Here is a 26,207-nt window from a genome sequence, read left to right as displayed (position 1 = left end):
ATCAGCGAGTGATGCCGCGAGTCGACGACTGGATGGAGTCACGGAATATCGCGACTTCCGGGAACTGCGCAGCAGGTTCGACCAGTTCGGCCAGTGCCTGCTCGACCGTGAGGCCTTGGCGATAGACGGTTTTGTAAGCGCGACGCAGGGTGTGGATCGCGTCTTCGCTGAAACCACGACGGCGCATGCCTTCGAAGTTCATGCTGCGCGCTTCGGCGGGGTTGCCGAATACGGTGACGAACGCCGGAACGTCCTTGCCGATGGCAGTGCCCATACCGGAAAAGCTGTGAGCGCCGATGTGGCAATACTGGTGAACCAGGGTAAACCCGGAGAGGATTGCCCAGTCATCCACATGCACATGGCCGGCCAATGCGGTGTTGTTGACCAGAATGCAGTGATTGCCGATGACACTGTCATGGCCGATGTGCGCGTAGGCCATGATCAGGTTGTGGTCGCCCAGCGTGGTTTCCGAACGGTCCTGCACGGTGCCACGGTGAATGGTCACACCTTCACGGATGACGTTGTGGTCACCGATCACCAAGCGGGTTTCTTCACCCTTGTACTTCAGATCGGGCGTGTCTTCGCCTACCGAGGAAAACTGGTAGATACGATTGTGCTTGCCGATGCGGGTCGGGCCTTTGAGGATCACATGCGGCCCGATCACGGTACCCTCGCCGATTTCCACACCTGCGCCGATGATCGACCACGGGCCGACCTCGACGCCGTCAGCCAGAACGGCCGACGGATCGATGATTGCGCGAGGGTCAATCAAACTCATACTTTTTGTTCCGCACAGATGATCTCTGCCGAGCAGACCGGTTTGCCGTCCACCGAAGCCTGGCATTCGAATTTCCAGATCTTGCGCTTGCAGCTGATGAAGGTCGCTTCAAGAATCAGCTGGTCGCCCGGCTTGACTGGCTGGCGGAAGCGCAGCTTGTCGGAACCGACGAAGTAGTAAAGCGTGCCGTCGGCTGGCTTCACGTCAAGCATTTTGAAACCGAGGATCCCGGCAGCCTGAGCCATCGCTTCGATGATCAGCACGCCCGGCATGATTGGATGCGCTGGGAAGTGACCATTGAAGAACGGTTCATTGATGCTGACATTCTTGTAGGCGCGAATGCGCTTGCCTTCAGTGTCCAGTTCCACCACCCGGTCCACCAGCAGGAACGGGTAACGGTGAGGCAGGTATTCGCGAATCTCGTTGATGTCCATCATTTCGGGGGGAAGCCTATGTAAAGATTGGGAGCGCGACTGACGCGCACTCCTCTAGCAAATCAAGGAGGCAGTCTAGCGGCTGTGCACACTTGATATGGAAATGGTATCAGCCATCTGATGAAGCATTGCCGTCAGGGGTCACTTCCCCTACGCGCTTTTCCAGCTGTTTCAAACGCCGCGCGATGTCATCGAGCTGACGAATGCGGGCCGCGCTTTTGCGCCACTCGGCCGCCGGTTGCATGGCTGTGCCGGAAGAATAGGCACCCGGCTCGGTAATCGAGTGAGTCACCATGGTCATCCCGGTCAGGAAAACGTTGTCGCAAATATCAATGTGGCCGACCAGCCCGACACCGCCGGCGAGCATGCAATGCTTGCCGATTTTGGTGCTGCCGGAGATCCCGACGCACGCCGCCATGGCGGTGTGATCACCGACCTGAACGTTGTGGGCAATCTGGATCTGATTGTCGAGCTTCACGCCATTACCGATTACGGTATCGGCCAGAGCGCCGCGGTCGATGGCGGTATTCACGCCAATCTCGACATCGTCGCCGATGGTCACGCCACCGATCTGGGCGATCTTCTGCCAGATACCTTTTTCGTTGGCGAAGCCGAAGCCTTCACCACCAAGCACGGCACCGGACTGAATCACTACGCGTTGGCCGATACGTACGTCGTGATACAGCGTCACGCGAGGAGCGAGCCAGCCGCCTTCGCCGATTTCGCTGCGGGCACCGACGAAGCAATGCGCGCCCAGTGTCACTTGCGCACCGATCCGCGCACCGGCCTCGATCACCACGAATGGGCCGACGCTGGCAGTTGGATCAACCACTGCGTCTGCCGCAATGACCGCCGAAGGATGGATACCGGCAGGGGCTTTTGGCTTGGGATCGAACAAGTGTGAGATGCGTGCGTAAGCCAGATAAGGATCAGGCACCACCAACGCATTACCGGCAAAACCTTCAGCATCGGCCTCTTTGAGCAGCAGTGCTGCTGCCTGCGAGCCTGCCAGGTATTTGCGATATTGAGGGTTTGCCAGAAAGCTCAACTGAGCTGGGCCAGCCTCTTGCAAAGTGGCTAGCCCAGTAATTTGCTTCTCAGGGTCGCCACGCAGGGTGGCGCCGAGGAACTCGGCCAACTGGCCGAGCTTGATAGTCACGGTCATGGGTTACTTCAGCTGATTCATGCGCTCGATAACCTGGCGCGTGATGTCGTACTGAGGTTTGACATCGATCACTGCGCCACGCTCGAACACCAGGTCAAAACCACCTTTCTTGATGACTTCTTCCACTGCGCTATCCAGTTTCGGCTTCAGTTGCTTGAGCATTTCGCGATCGGCAACAGCTTTGGCTTCGTTCAGCTCCTTGGACTGGAACTGGAAGTCACGGGCCTTTTGCTTGAATTCCAGTTCCAGACGCTCACGTTCACCTTGCTGCATTTTGTCGCCACCGGCCATCAGACGGTCCTGAATGCCCTTGGCGCTGCTTTCCAGGGTTTTCAGTTTGGTCAGTTGCGGACCGAACTTCTTTTCGGCATCCACGGCGTACTTCTTGGCTGCGTCGGATTCGAGCAAAGCCATCTGATAGTTCAGAACAGCGATTTTCATGTCGGCAAATGCCGGGCCTGCCACCATCAAGGAGGCCAGGAGAACCAATTGAGTCAACTTACGCACGATGCACTCCTACAAAATCCATTGTCGTTATCTTGGGTCAGACGCTTAGAACGTCTGGCCGAGGGAGAATTGGAACACTTGAGTTTCAGCCTCATCCGGCTTCTTGATCGGCATGGCCAACGCGAAGCTCAGAGGACCCAGTGCGGTGACCCAGGTCACACCCACACCCACGGAACTGGCCATGTTGCTCAGGCTGATGTCGTTGCACTTGGTGTTCGACGTCGAGCCGTTCGCATTGGTAGTGTCCTTGCACTGCGAGTCAAATACGTTACCCACATCCCAGAATACCGAAGTACGCAAGGAGCGCTGATCTTTCACGAATGGCAGCGGGAACAGAACCTCGACACCACCCTGGATCAGGACGTTACCACCGAACGGCAGCGGATCCTGATCAGGGTCAGCCAGCGTGCCCGGGTTGGTACCACGGCTCGGCGTACTGCGCGGGCCGAGAGTGCTGTCCTTGAAGCCACGAACCGAGTTGAAACCACCAGCATAGTAGTTTTCATAGAACGGCAAGCCGTCAGTCGAACCATAACCGTCGCCGTAACCCAGCTCGGTGTGCAGACGCAGGGTGTAGTTCTCGCTGATCGGCTGGAACAGCTGACCACGGTAATCAAGTTTGTAGAACGACAGGTCGCTGCCTGGAATGGTGGTTTCCAGGGTCAGGCTCTGGGAACGGCCACGGGTCGGCAGTACGCCTTTGTTCAAAGTCGACTCGGACCAGCCGGCCGAAGCCTTGAAGTTCAGGTACTTGTCGCCTTCCTTGTTTACGAAGTCGAAAATCTCGTCAACGGTGTAAGTACCGGTCTTGATCGTGTCCTGTTGAGCGGACAGACCAAAGGTCAGACGCGATGTCTCGCTGATCGGGTAGCCAACGTTGACGCCGGCACCCAGGCTGTCTACCGCATAGCTCGCTACGTCGACATCGAGGTCTTTGTAGTCAGTGGTGCGATAGAACGCGTTGTAACCCAGGCTCACGCCATCGGCGGTCCAGTACGGGTCAACGTAGCCGAAGTTGTAGCGGCTCTGGTATTCGCTTCGGGTCAGGCCGACGCTGACGCGGTTACCGGTACCGAGGAAGTTGTTCTGGGTGATCGAACCACCAAGGATCAGACCGGCACTCTGGGCGAAACCAACGCTGGCGGTGATCGAACCGGAAGCTTGTTCTTCAACGGCGTAGTTCACGTCAACCTGGTCGTCGACACCCGGAACAGCCGGAGTTTCAACGTTGACCTCTTTAAAGAAGCCCAGACGCTCAAGACGGGTCTTGGACTGGTCGATCAGGTAGGTCGAAGCCCAGCCGCCTTCCATCTGACGCATTTCACGGCGCAGCACTTCGTCCTCGGACTTGGTGTTGCCACGGAAGTTGATGCGGTTGACGTAGGCACGTTTGCCCGGATCGACAGCGAACAGGATGTCAACGGTATGGTCGTCATCGTGTGGCTGCGGTACGCCGTTGACGTTGGCGAAGGTGTAACCCTCGTTACCCAGACGACGGGTGATCAGTTCGGATGTGGTGGTCATCAGCTTGCGCGAGAACACCTGACCTTTCTGCACCAGCAACAAGGACTTGACCTGATCTTCAGGGACTTTCAGATCACCGCTGAGCTTGACGTCACGAACGGTGTATTTCTCGCCTTCGGTGACGTTGACAGTGATGTAGACGTGCTTCTTGTCCGGGGTGATGGACACCTGGGTCGAAGCGATATCCATGTTGATATAGCCACGGTCCAGATAGTAGGAACGCAGACGCTCAAGGTCACCGGAAAGTTTTTCACGGGCGTACTTGTCATCGTTCTTGAAGAACGACAGCCAGTTGGTGGTTTTCAGCTCGAACAGGTCAGTCAGGTCTTCCTCAGGGAAAACCGTGTTGCCCACCACGTTGATGTGCTGAATGGCGGCAACAGTACCTTCGTTGATCTTCACTTTCAGACCAACGCGGTTGCGCGGTTGCGATACCACTTCGGTATCGACCGTAGCCGAGTAGCGACCTTGCGCGACGTACTGACGCTGCAGTTCGTTACGCACACCTTCGAGGGTGGCGCGCTGGAAGATCTCGCCTTCGGCCAGACCGGATTGTTTGAGACCTTTCATCAAGTCTTCAGTGGAGATCGCCTTGTTGCCTTCGATCTCGATACTGGCGACCGACGGACGTTCGACGACCGTGATGACCAGAACGTTGCCTTCGCGGCCCAGCTGGATATCTTGAAAGAAACCGGTTTTGAACAACGCACGAGTGGATTCCACCAGGCGACGATCATCCGCCTGCTCGCCGACGTTCAACGGCAAGGCACCAAAGACACTACCCGCGGAGACCCGCTGGAGGCCATTGACGCGAATATCAGAGATAGTGAAGGACTCGGCGTGAACTTCGGCGATCATCAATACGGTGAGAACCGCAGTTAGCAGCAGACGTTTCATGAAGTCCTTTCTTATTCCAACTGGCAATAAACAAACTGCCGCAAAATGCGGCAGATTCGCAATTCAGCGAAGCGTTACAGTCGACCCAGATCGTTGACCAGAGCAAGCAACATCACCCCGACCACCAAACTGATACCGATCTGTATCCCCCAACCTTGCACCCGATCCGACAAGGGACGACCACGCGCCCACTCGATCAGATAAAACAACAAATGCCCCCCATCCAGTACAGGAATGGGCAGCAAATTCAGAACGCCCAGGCTAATACTCAGATAAGCAAGGAAATTCAGGAAATCAGCGACGCCCGACTGGGCAGAAGCGCCCGCCACTTTAGCAATGGTTATCGGTCCACTCAAGTTTTTTACCGAGAGCTCGCCGAACAGCATTTTCTTTAGCGAATCGAGCGTCAGAATGCTCATGGTCCAAGTGCGACGGGCACCCTCGCCAATTGCAGCCAGCGGCCCGTAACTGACCTCGCGAATCATCTCCGGCGGCCAGTCGACAGCTTTTACACCCGCCCCCAGATAACCGCTTGGCGATTTGCTTTCACCGCGTGCCGCCAGCGTCACAGGGACGTCGATTTGAGCACTGTCGCGCTCGATACGCAGCATGATTTTGGTATCAGGACGCGTACGAACGGTATCGACGACTTGCTGCCAGTCATTCAGCGCCTGACCGTCGAGCGCCAAAAGACGGTCGCCGGTCTTCAGACCAGCCGCCTGAGCCGGGCCTTTCGGATCGAGTTCGGCGAGTACTGGCGGCAAAGCCGGACGCCACGGGCGGATACCCAAAGAGCGGATCGGATCCGGCTCATCAGCACCTTTGAGCCAGTTATCCAGCTTCAGCTCACGCGGTGAATCGACAGTCGTGCCCTGTTCGCGCACTTGCAACTGCAGGGAGCCGCTTTCACCAAGGCGCCGGACCAATTGCAGATTGACGGCAGCCCAACCGGTCGTGGGCTCCCCATCGACAGCAACAATTTCCTGGCCTGCGCTCAAACCAGCACTGGCCGCGATGCTGCCGGATTCAACGGCACCGATGACCGGGCGAATCTGCTCGCTGCCGAGCATGGCCAACACCCAGAAGAACACCAACGCCAACAGGAAGTTGGCAATCGGGCCGGCCGCAACAATGGCGATACGCTGACGCACAGTTTTGCGGTTGAACGACTGATCAAGCTGATCGACCGGTACCTCGCCTTCGCGCTCATCGAGCATTTTGACGTAGCCGCCCAGCGGTATCGCTGCGACCACAAACTCGGTGCCCTGCTTGTCGTGCCAGCGCAGCAGCGGCATGCCGAAGCCTACGGAGAAACGCAGAACCTTGACGCCACAGCGACGCGCGACCCAGAAATGGCCGAATTCGTGAAAGGTGACCAGCACACCCAAGGCGATCAGGGTGCCGGCAATCATATAGAGCGCGCTCATCTACTTTCTCCGCAATCCTGTTCAGTGCCGCGTGTAGCCATTGTGTTGCAAATTCTATCGATCGTGACGCATCAACCATTGCTCAGCCAGAGCTCGCGCCTTGGCATCAGCCGTAAACACGGCATCGAGATCTGCCAGCGCAACGACCGGCTCGAGGTTCAAGACCTCCTCGATGATACTCGCGATTTCGAGGTAACGGACCCGTCCGTCGAGAAACGCTGCCACCGCCACTTCGTTAGCCGCATTGAGCATCGCAGGAGCACTGTTGCCAGCCTCGGCGGCTTGCCGTGCCAGACGCAGACAAGGGAAGCGTTCTTCATCCGGCGCTTCGAAATCCAGACGCGCGACAGCGAAAAGATCCAGTGGCGCCACGCCCGAATCGATGCGTTCTGGCCAGGCCAGGGCATTGGCGATCGGCGTACGCATGTCGGGATTGCCCAACTGCGCCAGAACCGAACCGTCGACATAATCGACCAGCGAGTGAATCACGCTCTGCGGGTGAATCACCACCTCGACCTGCGATGGCTTTGCATCAAACAACCAACAGGCCTCGATCAGCTCGAGCCCCTTATTCATCATGCTGGCCGAATCGACCGAAATCTTGCGACCCATGGACCAGTTCGGATGCGCACACGCCTGATCAGGTGAAACATGCACCAACTCACTCATCGGCGTCTGTCGGAACGGGCCGCCAGAGGCTGTGAGCAAAATCCGACGGACACCCACCGAGCTCAATCCACGGGCGAAATCCTGTGGCATGCACTGGAAAATCGCGTTGTGCTCACTGTCGATCGGCAACAACACCGAACCGCTCTTGCGCACCGCCTGCATGAACAAGGCGCCGGACATCACCAGCGCCTCTTTATTGGCCAGGAGAATTTTCTTACCAGCTTCGACGGCCGCCAGGGTTGGACGCAGACCTGCCGCACCAACGATCGCCGCCATCACTGCATCGACTTCCGGAGCAGCAGCGACCTGACACAGCCCCTCCTCCCCCACCAGCACACGGGTCGGTAAACCGGCGGCGCGCAAATCGTCCTGCAAGCCACGCGCGGCAGCCGCCTCGGGAACCACGGCAAACTGCGGCACGTGGCGCACGCACAAGGCAAAAAGCTCACTGAGGCGCGTGAAGCCACTCAACGCGAAAACCTGGTAACGCTCAGGATGACGGGCAATGACATCCAGCGTGCTCAGACCGATCGAGCCCGTCGCACCGAGAACGGTAATCTGCTGAGGGCGACTCACGGTGCAGCCATCCACAGCAGTACGGCAAATACCGGAATCGCTGCGGTCAGACTGTCGATACGGTCAAGCACACCGCCATGACCGGGCAGCAGATTACTGCTGTCCTTGATGCCGGACTGACGCTTGAACATGCTTTCGGTCAGGTCGCCGACAACGGAGATGAAGACGATCAGTGCAGCGCCAAGCAAACCTTTAAGCAGCTCGGCGACGGTCCAGTCGCGGACAAACGCGACAATGGCGGTAATCAGCAGACTCAGCGCCAGGCCACCATAAACGCCTTCCCAGCTTTTGCCCGGACTGACCTGCGGGGCCAGCTTGCGTTTGCCGAACTTGCGGCCGGAGAAGTAAGCACCGATGTCGGCTCCCCAGACCAGCACCATCACGGCCATGATCAGCAAGTTACCCAGCGGGTACTGCTTGATCTGCACCAGACCTTGCCAGGCTGGCAGCAGAATCAGCAGGCCGATCACCAGCTTGGTTGCTGCGCTGGACCAGTGCGCGCTGGAGCGTGGATAGGTCAGCACCAGCCAGGTCGCCACCGCCCACCACAACACAGACGCACCCAGCACCCACGGAGCAAGCCCGGGCAGGATGTACATGATAAACAGCATGAACGCGACTACCGCGGCAAAACCGACACGGAACGCTTGCCCGGTAAAGCCTGCCAGACGCGCCCATTCCCAGGCACCCAAAGTCACGACCAGACCGATAAACAAAGCGAAACCGGAGCCTTCCAGCAGGAAAAACCCGCACAAGGCAATCGGCAGCAGGATCAGCGCAGTGATGATTCGTTGTTTAAGCATTAAACCCGGGCTCCAGCTTCGACCTGTTCGCTCGTTTTACCGAAGCGACGCTGACGCGAAGCGAAATCGGCCAGCGCAGTACGCATGGCATCGTGTTTGAAGTCCGGCCAGAACAGGTCGGAGAAGTACAACTCGGCGTAGGCGAGTTGCCACAGCAGGAAGTTGCTGATGCGGTGCTCACCACCGGTGCGGATGCACAAGTCGGGCAATGGCAGATCGCCGGTCGCCAGACAGGTTTGCAGCAGATCCGGGGTGATGTCTTCCGGACGTAAATGTCCGGCCTGAACTTCGCGCGCGAGACGCTGAGCCGCTTGCGCGATATCCCACTGACCGCCGTAATTGGCAGCGATCTGCAGAATGAAGCGGTTGGAGCCGGCGGTCATGGCCTCGGCTTCGCGCATCGCCGCCTGAAGTTCAGGGTGGAAGCGCGAACGATCACCAATGATGCGCAGGCTGATGTTGTTGTCGTTGAGGCGCTTGGCCTCACGACGCAGCGCCTTGAAGAAAAGATCCATCAAGGCACTGACTTCATCGGCCGGACGCTGCCAGTTTTCACTGGAAAACGCGAACAGGGTGAGCACTTCGACCTTGGCCTCGGCACACACCTCGATCACGGCACGCACTGCATCCACGCCCGCTTTATGCCCGGCGACACCCGGCATAAAGCGCTTTTTCGCCCAGCGATTGTTGCCATCCATGATGATCGCGACATGGCGCGGCACCGCGGACGGCGCAGTCTGCTTGGTCTTGTCCATTAAAAGCTCGAACCTTATACGGCCATCAGATCCGCTTCTTTTTGCTTGGTAGCCGTGTCGATATCAGCCTCGGCCTTGTCGGTCAGCTTCTGGATATCGGCAGCGGCACGACGTTCTTCGTCTTCGCTGATTTCTTTGTCCTTGACCAGTTTCTTCAGCTCGCCCAAAGCATCACGACGGATGTTGCGCACGGCAACACGCGCGTCTTCGGCGGCGCTGCGCGCCTGCTTGGTGAAGCCCTTGCGGGTCTCTTCAGTCAGGGCAGGCATGGAGATCAGCAGCAACTCGCCCAGGTTGGTCGGGTTGAGGTTCAGACCAGCGCTCTGGATTGCCTTGTCGACTGCCGCGAGCATGTTGCGCTCGAACGCCACGACTTGCAGAGTGCGCGAGTCTTTTACAGTGATGTTGGCCACTTGGGTGATGGAGGTGTCTGCGCCGTAGTACGGCACCATCACGCTGCCCAGAATGCTTGGGTGAGCCTTGCCGGTACGAATCTGGCCAAAAGCATGGGCCAGAGAGTCCAGGGATTTTTGCATGCGCTCTTGAGCGTCTTTCTTGATTTCGTTGATCATTGTTGACCTTCCTCGATCAGGGTGCCTTCAGCGCCGCCATGGACGATGTTCAGCAGGGCACCGGGCTTGTTCATGTTGAATACGCGCAGCGGCATCTTGTGGTCGCGGCACAGGCAGATAGCGGTCAGATCCATCACGCCCAGCTTGCGATCCAGTACTTCATCATAAGTCAGATGATCGAACTTCTCGGCATGCGGGTCTTTGAACGGGTCTGCGGTGTAGACGCCATCGACCTTGGTCGCTTTCAGCACGACGTCGGCATCGATTTCGATTGCGCGCAGGCAGGCTGCCGAATCCGTGGTGAAGAACGGATTGCCGGTACCGGCAGCAAAGATCACGACGTCTTTGGAGTTCAGGTGACGCATGGCTTTGCGGCGATCGTAGTGATCGGTCACACCCACCATGGAAATGGCCGACATCACGATGGCCGAGATGTTGGCACGTTCCAGCGCATCGCGCATGGCCAGAGCGTTCATCACAGTGGCCAGCATGCCCATGTGGTCGCCCGTTACCCGATCCATACCGGCTTTGCTCAAGGCTTCGCCGCGGAACAGGTTGCCACCGCCGATTACCAGACCGACCTGTACGCCGATACCGACCAGTTGGCCGACTTCCAGCGCCATGCGATCCAGCACCTTTGGATCGATCCCGAACTCTTCCGAGCCCATCAGGGCCTCGCCGCTAAGCTTGAGTAGAATGCGTTTATAGCGAGCCTGATAACCACTGCCCTGCTGAGCCATTGCGAATCTCTCCTGCGGCGTATTTAAAATTCTTTGCGAGCTGTTTACAGCTGGCGTTCACTCTAGCTTGGCGCTGCTTCAGCGCCATCGGAACATGGCTTTGTAAGTCAGTTCCAAGCGGAAACCAATTAAAAATTGGCCCCCCATCTGAAAAGAGGCTGCGCGCATAAGCGGGCAGCCTCTTTCGGGCGACAGTTGAAAAACCGTCTTATTGCTTGGCGGCAGCCAGCTGGGCAGCAACTTCTTCAGCGAAGTTGTCGACCGGCTTCTCGATGCCTTCGCCTACTTTGAAGTAGGTGAAGGAAACGATTTCAGCACCGGCTTTCTTGGCCAGTTCGCCAACCTTGATTTCAGGGTTCTTGACGAACGCCTGCTCAACCAGGCTTGCTTCAGCCAGGAACTTGCTGATACGGCCTTTGACCATGTTCTCAACAATGTTTTCTGGCTTGCCTTTGATTTTTTCTTCGTTCAGCTGCAGGAACACAGCTTTTTCGCGCTCGATAGCTTCAGCCGAAACTTCCGATGGCAGCAGGAACTCAGGGTTGCTGGCCGCTACGTGCATAGCGATGTCTTTGGCCAGTTCAACGTTGCCGCCTTTCAGAACAACTGCGACACCGATCTTGTTGCCGTGCAGGTAGCCACCAACAACGTCGCCTTCTACGCGAACCAGACGACGGATGTTGACGTTTTCGCCAACCTTGCCGACCAGTACCAGGCGAGCAGCTTCTTGAGCTTCGATCAGCGGAGCAACGTCAGTCAGCTTGTCAGCGAAAGCTTTTTCAATGCTTTCAGCAACGAATGCCTTGAAGTCGTCCTGCAGAGCCAGGAAGTCGGTCTGCGAGTTCACTTCCAGCAGAACAGCAGATTTGCCGTCTTCTTTCAGAGCGATGGCGCCTTCAGCGGCAACGTTGCCAGCTTTTTTGGCAGCCTTGATTGCGCCCGAAGCACGCATGTCATCAATGGCTTTTTCGATGTCGCCGTCAGCCTTTTCCAGGGCTTTCTTGCAATCCATCATGCCTTCGCCGGTACGCTCGCGCAGTTCTTTAACCAACGCTGCAGTAATTGCTGCCATTTTCAAATTCCTCTTGGATAGGTTTTCAACCATTCCACCCGATCGAACGGGCGTTCAATTCGTCCCGAACCCCACCTTGTAGCTGCTGCACGTTACAGAAGCTGTAGCTGCGCCGCCGACAAATGGTTTTCGAGGTGGCAAAAAGGGGGCCAAGCCCCCTTTTTGCTTACTGAGTCAACGCCAGGGCGTTAATTACTCAGCTGCAGCCTGAGTTTCTTCAGCTGCGAATTCAACAGTACCGCCAGCAACATTGTTGCGACCACGGATAACTGCGTCAGCCATCGAACCCATGTACAGCTGGATAGCGCGGATTGCGTCATCGTTGCCTGGGATGATGTAGTCAACGCCTTCCGGGCTGCTGTTGGTGTCGACAACGCCGATTACCGGGATGCCCAGCTTGTTGGCTTCGGTGATCGCGATGCGCTCGTGGTCAACGTCGATCACGAACAGTGCGTCTGGCAGACCGCCCATGTCCTTGATGCCGCCCAGCGAACGATCCAGCTTTTCCAGGTCACGGGAGCGCATCAGCGCTTCTTTCTTGGTCAGCTTGGCGAAAGTACCGTCTTCGGCTTGAACTTCAAGGTCACGCAGACGCTTGATGGAAGCACGAATGGTTTTGAAGTTGGTCAGCATGCCGCCCAACCAGCGGTGATCGACGTACGGCGAACCGCAACGTGCTGCTTCTTCAGCAACGATCTTGCCAGCGGAACGCTTGGTGCCGACGAACAGAATCTTGTTTTTGCCCTGGGCCAGACGCTCTACGAAAGTCAGAGCTTCGTTGAACATTGGCAGGGTTTTTTCAAGGTTGATGATGTGAATCTTGTTACGCGCGCCGAAAATGTACTTACCCATTTTCGGATTCCAGTAACGGGTTTGGTGACCGAAGTGCACACCGGCCTTCAGCATATCGCGCATATTGACTTGGGACATGATAGTTCCTTAATAAGTCGGGTTTGGCCTCCACGTATCCCAATGACCAACCAGTGGCATAAAGCCAAAAGCACCCAGGTCATCGTGTCGACACGTGTGTGGATTTAAGCTTTTCGGGGTATCCCCGGAAAGCGGCGCATTTTATACCACAGGGTGCGCAGAAACGGAACCCGGAATCTGTATTCGCACCAAGGACATGGGCGCAGCCCCCTTGGAATCGACTCCGAACGCACCATTGTATAGAGAGAAGCGATGCACGCGGGCGCTGAATTGCGCCGTGCGTCTGTTAGAATCGCGTTTTTCAGGGTCGCAAAACGATCACCTGCCACCCTATTCGTATCAGCAAGCGCCGCCGAGCGCAGAGAGAGCCTGTATGACCGTCAACCTCAAAACCCCCGAGGACATCGCTGGCATGCGTGTCGCCGGCAAACTGGCCGCCGATGTGCTGGAAATGATTGCCGAACATGTCAAACCGGGTGTGACCACCGATGAACTGAACCAGATCTGCCACGACTACATCGTCAATGTGCAGCAAGCCATCCCCGCCCCGCTCAACTACAAGGGCTACCCGAAGTCGATCTGCACTTCGATCAACCACGTGGTCTGCCATGGCATCCCGAATGACAAACCACTGAAAAACGGCGACACCCTGAACATCGACGTCACCGTGATCAAAGACGGCTATCACGGCGACACCAGCCGCATGTTCCATGTCGGCGAAGTGCCGGTCTGGGCCGAACGCCTGTCGCAGATCACCCAGGAATGCATGTACAAGGCGATCGAGATCGTCAAACCCGGCTGCCGCCTCGGCGACATCGGCGAAGTGATCCAGAAGCATGCGGAAAAGAACGGTTTCTCGGTGGTTCGCGAGTTCTGTGGTCACGGCATCGGCAAGGTCTTCCACGAAGAGCCGCAGATCCTGCATTACGGCCGCGCCGGCACCGGCATGGAACTCAAGGCCGGCATGACCTTCACCATCGAGCCGATGATCAACCAGGGCAAGGCCGACACCAAAGTACTGGGCGACGGCTGGACCGCGATCACCAAGGACCGCAAGCTCTCGGCACAGTGGGAACACACCCTGCTGGTGACCGATACCGGCTACGAGATTTTCACTCTGCGCGCCGACGACACTATCCCGCGCATCTCGGCCTGATCCAGCAAACGCTCCCAGCCTTTATAGAAGGAAAGCCAATCGATGCCGCAGGTGGATCCCGAACTCTTCGACCGTGGCCAGTTCCAGGCTGAACTGGCGCTCAAAGCGAGTCCTATCGCGGCGTTCAAGAAGGCGATCCGCCAGGCTCGCGAGGTGCTCGACACGCGTTTTCGCCAGGGTCGCGACATTCGCCGCCTGATCGAAGACCGCGCCTGGTTCGTCGACAATATCCTGCAAAAGGCCTGGGAGCAGTTCAACTGGAGTGAAGACGCCGACATCGCACTGGTTGCGGTCGGCGGCTACGGTCGCGGTGAGCTGCACCCTTATTCCGATATCGATCTGCTGATCCTGCTGGACAGCGCCGATCACGAAGTTTTCCGCGACTCCATCGAGCGCTTTCTGACCCTGCTGTGGGACATCGGTCTGGAAGTCGGTCAGAGCGTGCGTTCGGTCGATGAATGCGCCGAAGAAGCCCGCGCCGACCTGACCGTGGTCACCAACCTGATGGAAAGCCGCACCATCTGCGGCCCCGAGCGTCTGCGCCAGCGCATGCTCGATGTCACCAGCACCGCACACATGTGGCCGGCCAAGGAGTTTTTCCTGGCCAAGCGCGCCGAGCAAAAAGCCCGCCACCACAAATACAACGACACCGAATACAACCTGGAACCCAACGTCAAAGGTTCGCCCGGCGGACTGCGGGATATTCAGACGATTCTCTGGGTTGCGCGTCGCCAATACGGCACCCTGAACCTGCGCGCCCTCGCCGGTGAAGGCTTTCTGGTCGAAAGCGAAAACGCTCTGCTCGCTTCCTCTCAGGAATTTCTCTGGAAGGTACGCTACGCCCTGCACATGCTCGCCGGTCGCTCCGAAGACCGCTTGCTGTTCGATCACCAACGCACCATTGCCGGTTTGCTCGGTTTTGAAGGCGACGACGCCAAACAGGCCGTCGAAAACTTCATGCAACAGTATTTCCGCGTAGTGATGAGCATCGCCCAGCTCAGCGACCTGATCATCCAGCATTTCGAGGAAGTCATCCTCGCTCCGGAAGACGAAGCGCCGCCGCAGCCGATCAACTCACGTTTCCAGCTGCATGACGGCTACATCGAGGCACGCAACGACAACGTATTCCGCCGCACGCCGTTCGCCATGCTCGAGATCTTCGTGTTGATGGCCCAGCAGCCGGAAATCAAAGGCGTGCGTGCCGACACCATTCGCCTGCTGCGGGAGCATCGTCACCTGATCGATGACAACTTCCGCAACGACATACGCAACACCAGCCTGTTCATCGAACTGTTCAAGTGCAAGATCGGCATCCACCGCAACCTGCGGCGGATGAACCGATACGGCATTCTCGGGCGTTATCTGCCGGAGTTCGGTTTTATCGTCGGGCAGATGCAGCACGACCTGTTCCACATTTATACGGTCGATGCGCACACGCTGAACCTGATCAAGCACCTGCGCAAATTGCAGTACACCCAGGTTTCGGAGAAATTCCCGCTGGCGGCCAAGCTCATGGCCAAACTGCCCAAGCCCGAACTGATCTACATGGCCGGTCTGTACCACGACATCGGCAAGGGCCGGCATGGCGATCACTCGGAGATCGGCGCGGTCGATGCCGAGGCGTTCTGCCAGCGTCATCAGTTGCCAGTATGGGACAGCCGCCTGATCGTCTGGCTGGTGCAAAACCACCTGGTGATGTCGACCACCGCCCAGCGCAAGGATTTGTCCGACCCGCAGGTGATTCACGATTTCGCTCAGGCTGTCGGCGACGAAACCCGCCTCGACTATCTGTACGTGCTGACCGTGGCCGACATCAACGCGACCAACCCGACGCTTTGGAATTCGTGGCGTGCCAGCCTGTTGCGCCAGCTCTACACCGAGACCAAACGCGCCTTGCGCCGAGGCCTGGAAAACCCGGTGGATCGCGAAGAGCAGATCCGCCAGACCCAAAGCGCCGCGCTGGATATTCTGGTGCGCGGCGGCACCGACCCGGACGACGTCGAGCAGTTGTGGGCGCAGCTGGGCGATGACTATTTCCTGCGCCACACCGCCGGCGACGTGGCCTGGCACAGCGATGCAATCCTGCAGCAACCGGTCGACGGTGGGCCGCTGGTGCTGATCAAAGAAACCACCCAGCGCGAGTTCGAGGGCGGCACACAGATCTTCATTTATGCGCCGGATCAGCACGACTTCTTCGCGGTGACCGTGGCGGCGATGGATCAGCTCAACCTGAACATTCATGACGCTCGGGTCATCACCTCGAGCAGTCAGTTCACCCTCGACACCTATATCGTGCTCGACAACGAAGGCGAGTCCATCGGCGACAATCCGGCGCGGGTCAAACAGATCCGCGAAGGTTTGACCGAAGCCCTGCGCAATCCCGACGATTACCCGACGATCATCCAGCGTCGCGTGCCGCGCCAGCTCAAGCATTTTGCCTTTGCGCCACAGGTAACCATTCATAACGACGCGCAGCGTCCGGTGACCGTACTGGAACTGACCGCGCCTGATCGGCCGGGACTGCTGGCGCGGATCGGCGGGATTTTCCTCGAGTTCGACCTGTCGCTGCAGAACGCCAAGATTGCGACGCTGGGCGAGCGGGTGGAAGACGTGTTCTTCATCACCGACGCGCACAACCAGCCGTTATCCGACCCGTTGCTGTGCAGCCGTTTGCAGGATGCGATCGTTGAGCAACTGAGCGTCAATCAGGAACCCGATATCAAACTTTCGCGTATCAGCATTTGATGACGCGCCTGGATTCAAACCGCTTTGCATGAGACCCAGCCCCAATGAACAACGCCCTGAACCAGCTCCAGCCCTACCCGTTCGAAAAGCTCCGCGCCCTGCTCGGCACTGTGACGCCAAATCCGGACAAACGCCCGATTGCCTTGTCGATCGGCGAGCCGAAACACCGTTCGCCAGGCTTTGTCGCCGAGGCACTGGCCAATAGTCTGGATCAGATGGCCGTGTACCCGACCACCCTCGGTATCCCGGCTCTGCGCGAAGCCATCGCTGGCTGGTGCGAGCGCCGTTTCGGCGTGCCGAGTGGCTGGATCGACCCGGCGCGCAACGTGCTGCCGGTCAACGGCACCCGCGAAGCGTTGTTCGCATTCACCCAGACCGTGGTCAACCGTGGCGACGACGCGTTGGTGGTCAGCCCGAACCCGTTCTATCAAATTTACGAAGGCGCGGCATTCCTCGCCGGGGCCAAGCCACACTATCTGCCGTGCCTCGACGAGAATGGTTTCAATCCGGATTTCGACGCGGTGTCGCCGGACATCTGGAAGCGCTGCCAGATCCTCTTCCTGTGCTCGCCGGGTAACCCGACCGGCGCGCTGATCCCGGTCGATGTGCTGAAAAAACTCATCGCCCTGGCCGACGAGTACGATTTCGTAATCGCTGCCGACGAGTGCTACAGCGAGTTGTACTTCGACGAACAAACCCCGCCACCGGGTCTGCTGACTGCCTGTGTTGAACTGGGTCGCAAGGACTTCAAACGCTGCGTGGTGTTCCACAGCCTGTCCAAGCGTTCCAACCTGCCGGGCCTGCGCTCCGGTTTCGTTGCCGGCGACGCCGACATCCTCAAAGGCTTCCTGCTGTATCGCACCTACCACGGCTGCGCGATGCCGGTACAAACGCAACTGGCCAGCGTGGCAGCGTGGAATGACGAAGTGCATGTGCGCGCCAACCGTGCGCTGTATCGCGAGAAGTTCGATGCGGTGCTGGCGATTCTTGCCCCAGTGATGGATGTGCAGCGCCCGGATGGCAGCTTTTACCTGTGGCCGAATGTGCAAGGTGATGATGCAGCGTTCTGCCGTGATCTTTTCGCTGAGGAGCACGTGACAGTAGTGCCGGGCTCCTACTTGTCCCGTGAAGTGGACGGTGTCAATCCGGGTGCGGGCCGTGTGCGCATGGCACTTGTCGCGCCGCTGGCGGAATGCGTGGAAGCCGCCGAGCGTATTCGCGCATTTATTACTCGCAAGCAGTAATTAACGAGGCCGTGCCAGTCAATCTGGCACGGCCACTTGCAGCATCAAACTCCCGCACCCTATAAAAAATAAACTCCCAGCAAGACACCGCCACACCGCCACACCGCCACAGCTTTAATCTAATCTGCCTGAGCGTGTCGTCGCCAATCCAAGGATTTCAAGCGACGCGTGACCGTGGTGTCGGGCTCGTACCTGCACGGGACATAAAACATGACGTCACAGTCCATATAACGTTGTATTGCACTTGCCTTTCGGCCAAGCGCTAATATAGAGCTGAATAACTTGCAGTGCCTGAACAACTGCTTACTCTCAACTTCAAGGATGAAGTCAATCATGCACGAACTAACAGTTTGCCAACTTATACAATGGCCCGACGATCAAGAGGCTTACCAGGTGGCCACCAATGAAAACCCGGCCAACATCGGCACATCTACTGGCACTCGGCGTAAACGCTCGATATTAAATTATTCAAAACTATGGGCAAACGGCCGCACCCTGAAGATTGCCTTCATGGACGCACCCGAAGCAGATCACAAAGACAAAATCATAAAGGCAGCCAGTCAATGGTTGCCGTATATCAACCTGAAGTTCGAGTTCGTTGACGACCTCGTGGGCGACATACGCATCGCCACTACCAACAACTCCAACAGTTCGATGCTCGGCACCGACGCGTTGTTGATTCATCCTGACGACAGAACCATGGACCTGGGCGTAAAACCGGATCATCCAGACTTTGAAGTCATCGTGACTCATGAGTTCGGTCACGCCCTTGGCGCTATGCATGAACACCAGCACCCGCAGGCGAAAATCCCGTGGGATAAACCAAAGGTCTATGAGTTCTATCAGAACCGCGAAATGAATCCACTGACGCCGGAGGAAATCGACAGAAACCTGTTTACTCCTTTCGACACGCTGGAGGCGATTTATACTTCTTACGACAAAAGGTCGATCATGCACCACCCAGTGGCTAATACGTTGACACTGGGTAATTGGGAAGTGCCAATCAATCGCAGGATCAGCAAGAAAGACAAACGCCTGATGCGTTTGCTTTACCCGAAATGAATGTCCCCACCTAAAAAACTATTCTTTAAAAGCAAACCTGCACGTTGCGCTTCAGACGAGCATAAGACGAGGGCGGCATTGCACCGCCCTCGTCGGCCCGTGACAAACATCGCGGGCCTTTTTTCGCGTCAACTGCCGTTACTTACATCCAGTTCGCCGCCAGCACAGGCTGCAACGCCTGCTGCTCGGCCCCGCCGAAGGTCATGGTCGCTGGCGCCGCCGGCGCGAACGCCGCCATGGCCTGGACCAGTTGCTCCACATCACGATCCATCAACCGATGACGGTCTCCGGCCATGATGTCCCGAGGCCGCTCCGGCTTGTCGGCATACCAGTTATGCAGCGTGACTTCCTGCTTGCTGCCGATCACCGATATCTGCAGGTCCTGCCCTTTGTGCTGGAACCACAATTGATCGGGGCTGATGTCCTTGCCGAACACCAGATCGCCTCCCCCGTTGCTGAACTCGATGTCATTGACCCCGTGCCCGACTTCAACCGTCGGCATGTTGCCGCTGACCACCACCTTGTTGTTGCCATCCCCCAGTTTCACCGTGGCGAAAGACCCTGAATCGGTAATGGTGTTGTTGCCATGGCCGACGGTGAACTTGTCGACGTCACCGATCACAACGTTATTGCCATTGCCCAAAGTGATATTACCCCGGCGGCCGGTCACGTTAACCTTGTTGTCACCGTTGCCAGCATGCACCTTGGCATTCGAGGCTTCGACGTTGATAGTCTTGCTTTCGTCGCCAATCGTGACATCGGCGAAGAAGCCCTGGACCGTCATGACGTTCGGGTCGGTGGCCGCCGGCAGAGGGTTCGTTGTAGAAGGTGTTGAACCGCCGCGGATCCTGTCCCGGATTGACGCGAACGTAGTGTCCGCGGTTTGCCCTACGCCCCAGGTATCGTCGATTTTCAGGCGCGGGTCTTGCGCACTCACGACGTCTGGAACGATGACCGGTCGGCGAGTCGGGATATCAAGGTCACGATGGGCGATATCGATCGTCGGGACATCCGGGATGATAATCGGCCGTGGACTCGGAATATCAATCGACGCAGGCCCCAGCACATCCCGACCGACCGGGCCGATGTCCGGTACTTTCGATGGGACCAGGGAACCAACAGCGCGCTCGGCCAGAATCTGCTCGATGGTTTTGTGGTCAGGGAGCGTCGTCCCACCCCGGTTCGCCTCACGCTCGGCCATGATCTGTTCAAAGGTTTTGTGTTCCGGCACTTTGGGATTCAGGTCGATACCGCGTTCTGCCAGGATCTGCTCAATCGTCTTGGTCTCCGGAAGCTTGAAGTCCGGAATCGTGACCGAAGGTCGCAGCACTGGATCAATGGTCGGGACGCTGATGGCCGGGGACAGGTCAATGGGAGGCAGCGGCGTGACCACCGAAGGTTTGTCGACGCCAGGACGCTCGACAATCGGCGTCAGCGTTTCAGGTACCGTGAGCGGAGGCTGATCGGTGACCGGCGGCACCGGTCCAACCGTTGGTACCACGGCAGGCGCAGGGTCGGCAAAGAGGAAATCCGTCGTACTGATCTGCGCCACATCAAGCGCATCCAGATACAGCAGGTTGGTGTTTGCATCGCTGCCCTGGGCACCGATGCGTGTCACATACACGCCGTGAATCTGGGTCAGGCCATTGAATGTCGCGCGGTTCTTGTGCTCGATGATCAACTGACTGAAGTCGGTGACGCCAGTCTGGCGCAAATCGATCTTGTCGATACCGTGACGGAACCCACGCAAGGCGTTGTTGTAATCCTTGACGCCGGACTGGGCCGCCACCACGAACACGTCCGAGGTCGCGCTGTCGTGGCTGTAAATCGTACCGTTCAGTGAGGCCACGGTTTTACCCTGAGCGTCGCTGCTGTACATCACGCCTTTACCGCCACCGTTGAGTACCACGGTGCCCAAGCCCTCTTGCGGCTTGACCGCCGAAGTGTCGCTGTTGATGTAAGCCGTCGGCGCGACAAAGCTGTCCTGAAACTTGAAGTTTGCTGCAGTGATGCCGGCGAGTGCCTGGTTTTTCAGAACGATGACCTGGCCCTTGCCCAGGTCAACCTTGACGTCCGCGCCCTGTTGCGTCAGTTGCAGATCAGCGAATTTCTTCCCGGCAAACCCCACCAGATCGACGACTTCACCGCGCGCAGCTTCGAAGTTGTTGAGGGTATCGTTGCCCGCATCGCGACGATGCACCACAAAGAAGTCCTTGCCCGCACCGCCGGTCAGCACGTTGTTGCCACGTCCGCCGTCGAGCAAGGCGTCGGCATTGCCGGCGACCAGCGTGTCATTGCCATCGCCGCTGACAATATTCTGAATGGCCGACGGGTTTTTCACCGTCAGCGCCGCGCCGCCAATGCTGGCAACACCGGTCAGCAGGTTGACCGAGGTGTCCCCGGAAACAGCCGCCGCATTCAGGGTATTGCGCCCACCTGCGACACCGTTGACCGCGTCATCCAGCACCGCGCGATTGGCATGACCAACTACCGACTTGAGGTATTCATCGGTGTAGAAATAGGTGTCGTCCGCCGTCGCCTTACTGCCGTACAAACGCAGCGACCAGCTATTGAGGGTAACCGGCAGACCGGACGCCGAATCGGTCACTTGCAGGGTCCAGTTGCCCGCCGAGCGTTCACCGAAGTCATGGGTCGACATGAAGGTGTACTTGAACGAGCCGGACTGCGTGCTGCCGACATCGCTAGCGCTGGCGCCCGGCATGCCATCCGGGACTTTGCCCTGACGGTTGAGCAACACACTTTGCGTGCCATCGGGGGAAATCAGCTTGAGGGTCAGATCGCCGAGGCGGCCAACCTGAGCATCAAAGTCGATCTCGACGTGCTCGACATTCATCCCGGCATTCATCGCAATCGAGGACGTCAGCGTCGCGCCCGCTGCCAACGGTTTGCCCAGTGCACCGCTGGAGGCGCTGTAGACGTATTCGTTGGCGCCGGTGCTCTGGGTCATCCAGGCCTCGGACAAACGCACCGCGGCCCGCGCATCGACTTCACCAAAACCATAGTCATTGCTGGTGTGCATGCCGCCGCCGTTCCAGCCATGCGCGGCGTTGTCGCTCCATTGGGTGGCCGGGTCGTTGATCTGGCGCGCTGACAACGCGAGGATCTGCTGCACATCGCGATAACCCAGGTTCGGGTTGGCTTCGAGCATCAACGCAACGATGCCGGAAACGATCGGCGCAGCAAAACTGGTGCCCTGCATGCTCGTGTAATCGTTGCCGAACGTGGAGCCGCGTTCGGTTTCCAGCATGTGGCTGGTGGACACGACATTGCTGCCCGGTGCTGATACCAACAGGCTGGCGCCCGGGTTGGAAAATGGCGAAGAGCCTATCTGCAAGGTCGACAGATCGCCCTGTGCGTTGATCGCGCCGACTTCCACTGAGAAGCGATTGTTGTTGGTCAGCGAACCCTGGGCATTGCCACCGGTAGCACGGCTGTTGCCGCCCGCTGCAACGATGATCGTACCCAGGCCGCCGCGACCGTTGCTCGCCGCGTACTGCGCATTCATGCTCAGCGCGGTGGCGGTGGTGAAGTGGCCGTCCTGATAACTGCTGAGGGCGAAGTCATTGGTGAAACCCCAGCTGTTGTTGGCGATGTCGAAACTGACCATGTGGCCGAGTCCCGTCAGATCATCGCCCTTGCCCGCGAGGTAGTAACCACCGAGTTTCGCGTCGTAGGCCACGCCCACGCCGCCGATGCCGTTCTTCGCGCCGACCATCACCCCCGCGACCATCGTCGCGTGGTTGGATACCAGCCCCGGCAAGGTGCCGTTGGTCTTCTGCGTTTGCAACCAGGCCTGATCGATATTCGGCGCCAGGTCAGGATGCGCGACATCAAAAATTTCCGGCGCGGTAGCGAACTCGCCGCCCGGCTCGAATTGACCAATGCGCACGCCTTTGCCGGTGTAGTCCTTCCAGACCGGCAGCACATGGGTGTCGCTCAAATACCATTCCTGAGCAGCCAAGGGATCAAGCGGCACCTCTGGAGTCAGCAGGGTCACACCGGCACGCATCGGTGCGGTCTGGCCGCTGCCGAGGTCCACCACCGACGCCGACAGATTACCCGCCGCATCGGCCACGCCGTACTTGAAGCTGATCAGTCCGGTGTAACGCGCGTCCGGGGTAAACAGCACATCGCCCTGGGCGGTGAGGCTGACCGTACCGCCGACCGCGTCACCGACATTGGCAATGTGCAGCGCACCTTGGCTGTTCAGACGTTGATCATTGGCCAACAGGCTTTCGGCGCTGATCAGATGTGTCTGGGTGCGATCAAACGCCTTGCCGGCCTTGTCGAGCGTGAGCACATCGGCCACTGGCATCGCATTGGGGGTCAGCAGGTCAACAGCGGAAATGTCCGAGAAGTTGAGCTTCTGGATGTTGCTCAGCGTCACCGTGCCGTCACGCCCGGCAACCTTGTCGGCCACTTCATAACCGGTCGCGGTGCGGGTGATTCGGTAGTCGCCGTGAGTGCCGTGCAGCGTGACCAGATTGATCCCGCCGTCACCATCAATGGTCGCGTTGCCATGGCCGACTTCGATGATGTCGTTACCGGCACCGCCGAAGATTTTATCGGCGCCGCCACCGGCATGGATGATGCTGCCGCCTTCGGAAGCATAAATGGTGTCGCCCTGAGGCCCGGCATAAATCACCGCTTTGCCGCTGCCGCCGATGATGGTGTTGTGGCCGCTGCCACCGACCAGCACGTCGTTGCCCGAGCCACCGACCAGCGTCGAGTTGCCTGAGCCGCCCTTAATGAAAGCGCTGCCGGTGCCACCGCTCATGATCGTGTCGTTGCCGCCACCGCCTTGGGCGATAGTCAGGCCAGCGCGGGCCATGTTCAGCACGATGCCTTTGTCGCCGACGATAATCGCCGTGTCGTGACCGCCATTGCCATGGATGTTGGTCGGGTTGTCCGAGGCGCTGATGACAAACACGTCATCGCCCACGCCGCCGTTATAGGTGTTGCTGCCCGCACCGCCCACCAGCCAACTGCCGGCCGGCGCCGCGATCAACGTGTCATCGCCGCTGCCGCCATACAGGTTGTTCACGCCCAGTTGTGCCGCATCCAGCGTTTCACCGGTGGTGCTCTGGCTGGCATAAGCGCTGGTGGTGCGGCTGTCCTTGCCGCTGGTGGTCGAGGTCACGCGCGTGCCGGTGCCTTGGCTGGTCACGATATTGCTGACCGGATCCCCCAGAAAATCCACCGCCAACGCTTCCTGGCTCTTGCCATTCATCGTGAACGAACCGGTGGCGAGCACCTTGTTACCGTCGCGCATCTCAGCTTGAGGAGATGCCACCGCACGGACGTTGATCTGGGTGATTCCCAGTTCGGCCAGCGTCTTGAGTTCCCCGCCATCGACTTTGGCGTCATGGGTGCCGTCAACCCAGACGCGCAACTTGCTCCAGATCGGATCGCGCTGATCGATCACGCCATCCTTGTTCGAGTCTTCACTGGCCAACGCCGCGAAACCGTCCTTGAACTTCGCCTCGCCCGCCGCGCCGTTGACGCCGACCTTGCCGCCGTAATACTCGGAGAACATCTGGCTGACGTCTTTGACCTGGCCACTGCCATCGTCAATCACCAGCATGCCCGTGGTGCGATCCGCCCAGCCGCTGCGTTTGAGCGTGCCTCTGTGGTCGGTATCAAACAGCACGCCGTCACGAATGTCGGTCATGTGCACGCCATTGCCGGTCAGGTCCAGCAACAGCGGGTCAACGTAGGTGTTGAAGGTCGACATTGCCGACAAACCGTTCAGGGTCACCGCACTGCGCAGGCTGAAATCCGGCTTGGTCGCGCTCGGGGTCGGGTAGAACTGCGACAGGTAAGTGTTGGGGCGAGCGTTGGGGTCCAGCTGCATTTCACCGGGGCGGACACCGCCAGATGCGAGACTGGCCATCTGGGTGGAGGTGAAATCGGTTTTGCTGAGCATCCCGCCGAGGGCGAAGATGCTGTTCGTCGACGAGTTTTGAATGTAGCCGTTGGCGACGTCTTGCTGGGCTTTGCTTTCGCCCTGGATGTGTTGTTGGGGTACAGGACTGGGGGTTATGTCAATTTTTATTAGATCTTGTACCGCAGGCTCACTACCTGGGGAAGGGATTTGGCTTCCTTTAGAACTATTGAAAATCGCATCGTATTGCGCAGTCAAAGATTGAACTGCTTCGTTGGCGGGTACGAAAATATTGTCAGCGGTGAACGCGACTGAGTTGTCAAAAGCTTTGAATGCTGGATCAAACAACCTTTTTTCATCAATCCACGCATTCAATTCTTTTACCGGGCCAAACTCTGAAGGCAGATAAGCCACTGTCATCAGCGCATGAGAGGCTCCGGCCATGACCGCGGCAAATTCGACCGACCCCGTCTTATCGAAAAAATAATCTCCCACTTGCATGGAAGAATCACCTATTCGCGCGTCAATTGCCGGCCCCCAGGTAGTTTGAATATAACCACCTATCTTCACACCTACAGCAAAAGAAAGCGAAAGTCGCGCCAACGCAGGATTATTTGTTTTCAACGCGATCAGAGACGCAATATCTGCGTAATTATCCAACCCCGCTGTTCCTTTTGAAAACTTGTAAATGGCGGACGCGAGAACGAGTGGTGCAGTAATTGAACTTGTGACCGTGCGACCTGGCGTGTCTAAAAAAGACGCCAATCCATTAGCTATCGTGCCGTAATCCCCTGCAACTTCCAGCGGATTGCTCTTTTCCTTTTTGGCGTCATCACGAATGCTCTTTACCGCAAAAGAGTTATCTATCAACTCCGCAATTCGTTCCAACTGACCGACTGACAATGCCATTTACAACTCCTTATTTACTCATCACAGAAAGATATTGCACCACGCACCCCGTAAAAAACCCGAACAACGAAAAATTCGCCAAAACGAATATCCGGGAAAAGTAAACGAGAAATCTGCTCTTTCGCTCCGAAAGGAAAAGCCCAACAAAAATATTCAAACAGACTAATACCTTTACATCCGGGTAGATCTCGACAAAGTAGTCATCGGAAACACCAGCAACAAATTTCATCACCAGAAATACAGCCACGCCAAAAAAAATAGCGCAGAGAAAATACTTACTATAGAACCTCCGCTGCTCCAAACTTAGCAACTCCATACAACCCCCTTCAGCCAGCAA

18 protein-coding genes are annotated in these 26,207 nt (G+C 57.8%); 4 read left to right on the top strand and 14 right to left on the bottom strand.

All coding sequences use genetic code 11. The annotated features are described in order from the left end of the window. Window position 1: 1 nt before the first annotated feature. The 13 genes from lpxA to rpsB form a co-directional block, all read right to left on the bottom strand. Window positions 2-778 carry an acyl-ACP--UDP-N-acetylglucosamine O-acyltransferase gene (lpxA, locus tag L8H52_RS02270; protein ID WP_064393182.1) on the bottom strand — a complete coding sequence of 259 codons (777 nt, stop codon included), beginning with the start codon at window positions 776-778 and terminating at the stop codon, window positions 2-4. Then, window positions 775-1,215, bottom strand: a complete 441-nt coding sequence (fabZ, locus tag L8H52_RS02265; protein WP_016771469.1) for a 3-hydroxyacyl-ACP dehydratase FabZ — start codon at window positions 1,213-1,215, stop codon at window positions 775-777. Before fabZ ends, lpxA begins: the two co-directional genes overlap by 4 nt. Before the next feature lie 106 nt (window positions 1,216-1,321). Next, complete coding sequence (gene lpxD / locus L8H52_RS02260) at window positions 1,322-2,377, bottom strand: UDP-3-O-(3-hydroxymyristoyl)glucosamine N-acyltransferase (RefSeq protein ID WP_242204907.1); 1,056 nt, start codon at window positions 2,375-2,377, stop codon at window positions 1,322-1,324. A gap of 3 nt (window positions 2,378-2,380) precedes the next feature. Next, window positions 2,381-2,884 carry an OmpH family outer membrane protein gene (locus L8H52_RS02255; protein ID WP_007908849.1) on the bottom strand — a complete coding sequence of 168 codons (504 nt, stop codon included), beginning with the start codon at window positions 2,882-2,884 and terminating at the stop codon, window positions 2,381-2,383. A gap of 45 nt (window positions 2,885-2,929) precedes the next feature. Further along, a complete protein-coding gene (bamA, locus tag L8H52_RS02250) occupies window positions 2,930-5,305 on the bottom strand; it encodes an outer membrane protein assembly factor BamA (RefSeq protein ID WP_242204909.1) in 2,376 nt (791 codons plus the stop codon). Window positions 5,306-5,379: 74 nt separating this feature from the next. Then, window positions 5,380-6,732 carry a sigma E protease regulator RseP gene (rseP, locus tag L8H52_RS02245; RefSeq protein WP_242204911.1) on the bottom strand — a complete coding sequence of 451 codons (1,353 nt, stop codon included), beginning with the start codon at window positions 6,730-6,732 and terminating at the stop codon, window positions 5,380-5,382. Between the two features lie 54 nt (window positions 6,733-6,786). Further along, a complete protein-coding gene (gene ispC, locus L8H52_RS02240; RefSeq protein WP_242204913.1) occupies window positions 6,787-7,977 on the bottom strand; it encodes a 1-deoxy-D-xylulose-5-phosphate reductoisomerase in 1,191 nt (396 codons plus the stop codon). Next, the gene (locus L8H52_RS02235; protein ID WP_242204916.1) at window positions 7,974-8,780 is read right to left on the bottom strand and encodes a phosphatidate cytidylyltransferase; all 807 of its coding nucleotides are present in this window, start codon (window positions 8,778-8,780) and stop codon (window positions 7,974-7,976) included. Before L8H52_RS02235 ends, ispC begins: the two co-directional genes overlap by 4 nt. Further along, window positions 8,780-9,535, bottom strand: coding sequence for a polyprenyl diphosphate synthase (gene uppS, locus L8H52_RS02230; RefSeq protein ID WP_242204917.1), 756 nt, complete (start codon window positions 9,533-9,535; stop codon window positions 8,780-8,782). The genes L8H52_RS02235 and uppS overlap by 1 nt, the downstream gene beginning before the upstream one ends. Window positions 9,536-9,549: 14 nt before the next feature. After that, window positions 9,550-10,107: a ribosome recycling factor gene (frr, locus tag L8H52_RS02225; protein WP_007908855.1), complete on the bottom strand. Its 558-nt coding sequence runs from the start codon at window positions 10,105-10,107 to the stop codon at window positions 9,550-9,552. Continuing rightward, the gene (gene pyrH / locus L8H52_RS02220; protein WP_003222124.1) at window positions 10,104-10,847 is read right to left on the bottom strand and encodes a UMP kinase; all 744 of its coding nucleotides are present in this window, start codon (window positions 10,845-10,847) and stop codon (window positions 10,104-10,106) included. Before pyrH ends, frr begins: the two co-directional genes overlap by 4 nt. A gap of 208 nt (window positions 10,848-11,055) precedes the next feature. Beyond that, entirely contained in the window at window positions 11,056-11,919 is an 864-nt protein-coding gene (gene tsf / locus L8H52_RS02215) for a translation elongation factor Ts (protein WP_007908856.1), read from the bottom strand. A gap of 192 nt (window positions 11,920-12,111) precedes the next feature. Further along, window positions 12,112-12,849, bottom strand: a complete 738-nt coding sequence (rpsB, locus tag L8H52_RS02210) for a 30S ribosomal protein S2 (protein WP_003222119.1) — start codon at window positions 12,847-12,849, stop codon at window positions 12,112-12,114. 373 nt (window positions 12,850-13,222) lie between these two features. Between rpsB and map the strand changes: the two genes are divergently transcribed. From map to L8H52_RS02190, 4 genes are all read left to right on the top strand, one after another. Continuing rightward, complete coding sequence (gene map, locus L8H52_RS02205) at window positions 13,223-14,005, top strand: type I methionyl aminopeptidase (RefSeq protein WP_016985097.1); 783 nt, start codon at window positions 13,223-13,225, stop codon at window positions 14,003-14,005. A gap of 42 nt (window positions 14,006-14,047) precedes the next feature. Beyond that, a complete protein-coding gene (locus tag L8H52_RS02200; protein ID WP_242204920.1) occupies window positions 14,048-16,750 on the top strand; it encodes a [protein-PII] uridylyltransferase in 2,703 nt (900 codons plus the stop codon). A gap of 44 nt (window positions 16,751-16,794) precedes the next feature. After that, window positions 16,795-17,994 carry a succinyldiaminopimelate transaminase gene (gene dapC / locus L8H52_RS02195; RefSeq protein WP_242204922.1) on the top strand — a complete coding sequence of 400 codons (1,200 nt, stop codon included), beginning with the start codon at window positions 16,795-16,797 and terminating at the stop codon, window positions 17,992-17,994. Window positions 17,995-18,327: 333 nt separating this feature from the next. Then, window positions 18,328-19,056 carry a peptidase M12 gene (locus tag L8H52_RS02190; RefSeq protein ID WP_242204925.1) on the top strand — a complete coding sequence of 243 codons (729 nt, stop codon included), beginning with the start codon at window positions 18,328-18,330 and terminating at the stop codon, window positions 19,054-19,056. A gap of 142 nt (window positions 19,057-19,198) precedes the next feature. On the opposite strand, the gene L8H52_RS02185 is transcribed toward L8H52_RS02190, so the two are convergent. Further along, window positions 19,199-25,003, bottom strand: coding sequence for a S8 family serine peptidase (locus tag L8H52_RS02185; RefSeq protein WP_242204927.1), 5,805 nt, complete (start codon window positions 25,001-25,003; stop codon window positions 19,199-19,201). Window positions 25,004-26,207: the final 1,204 nt, after the last annotated feature.

This window comes from Pseudomonas sp. CROZ-RG-20F-R04-15 (assembly GCF_022662375.1).
GTDB lineage: Bacteria > Pseudomonadota > Gammaproteobacteria > Pseudomonadales > Pseudomonadaceae > Aquipseudomonas.
The sequence above is the reverse complement of the archived record's forward strand: the minus strand, read 5'-3'. Positions and strand labels throughout refer to the sequence as shown.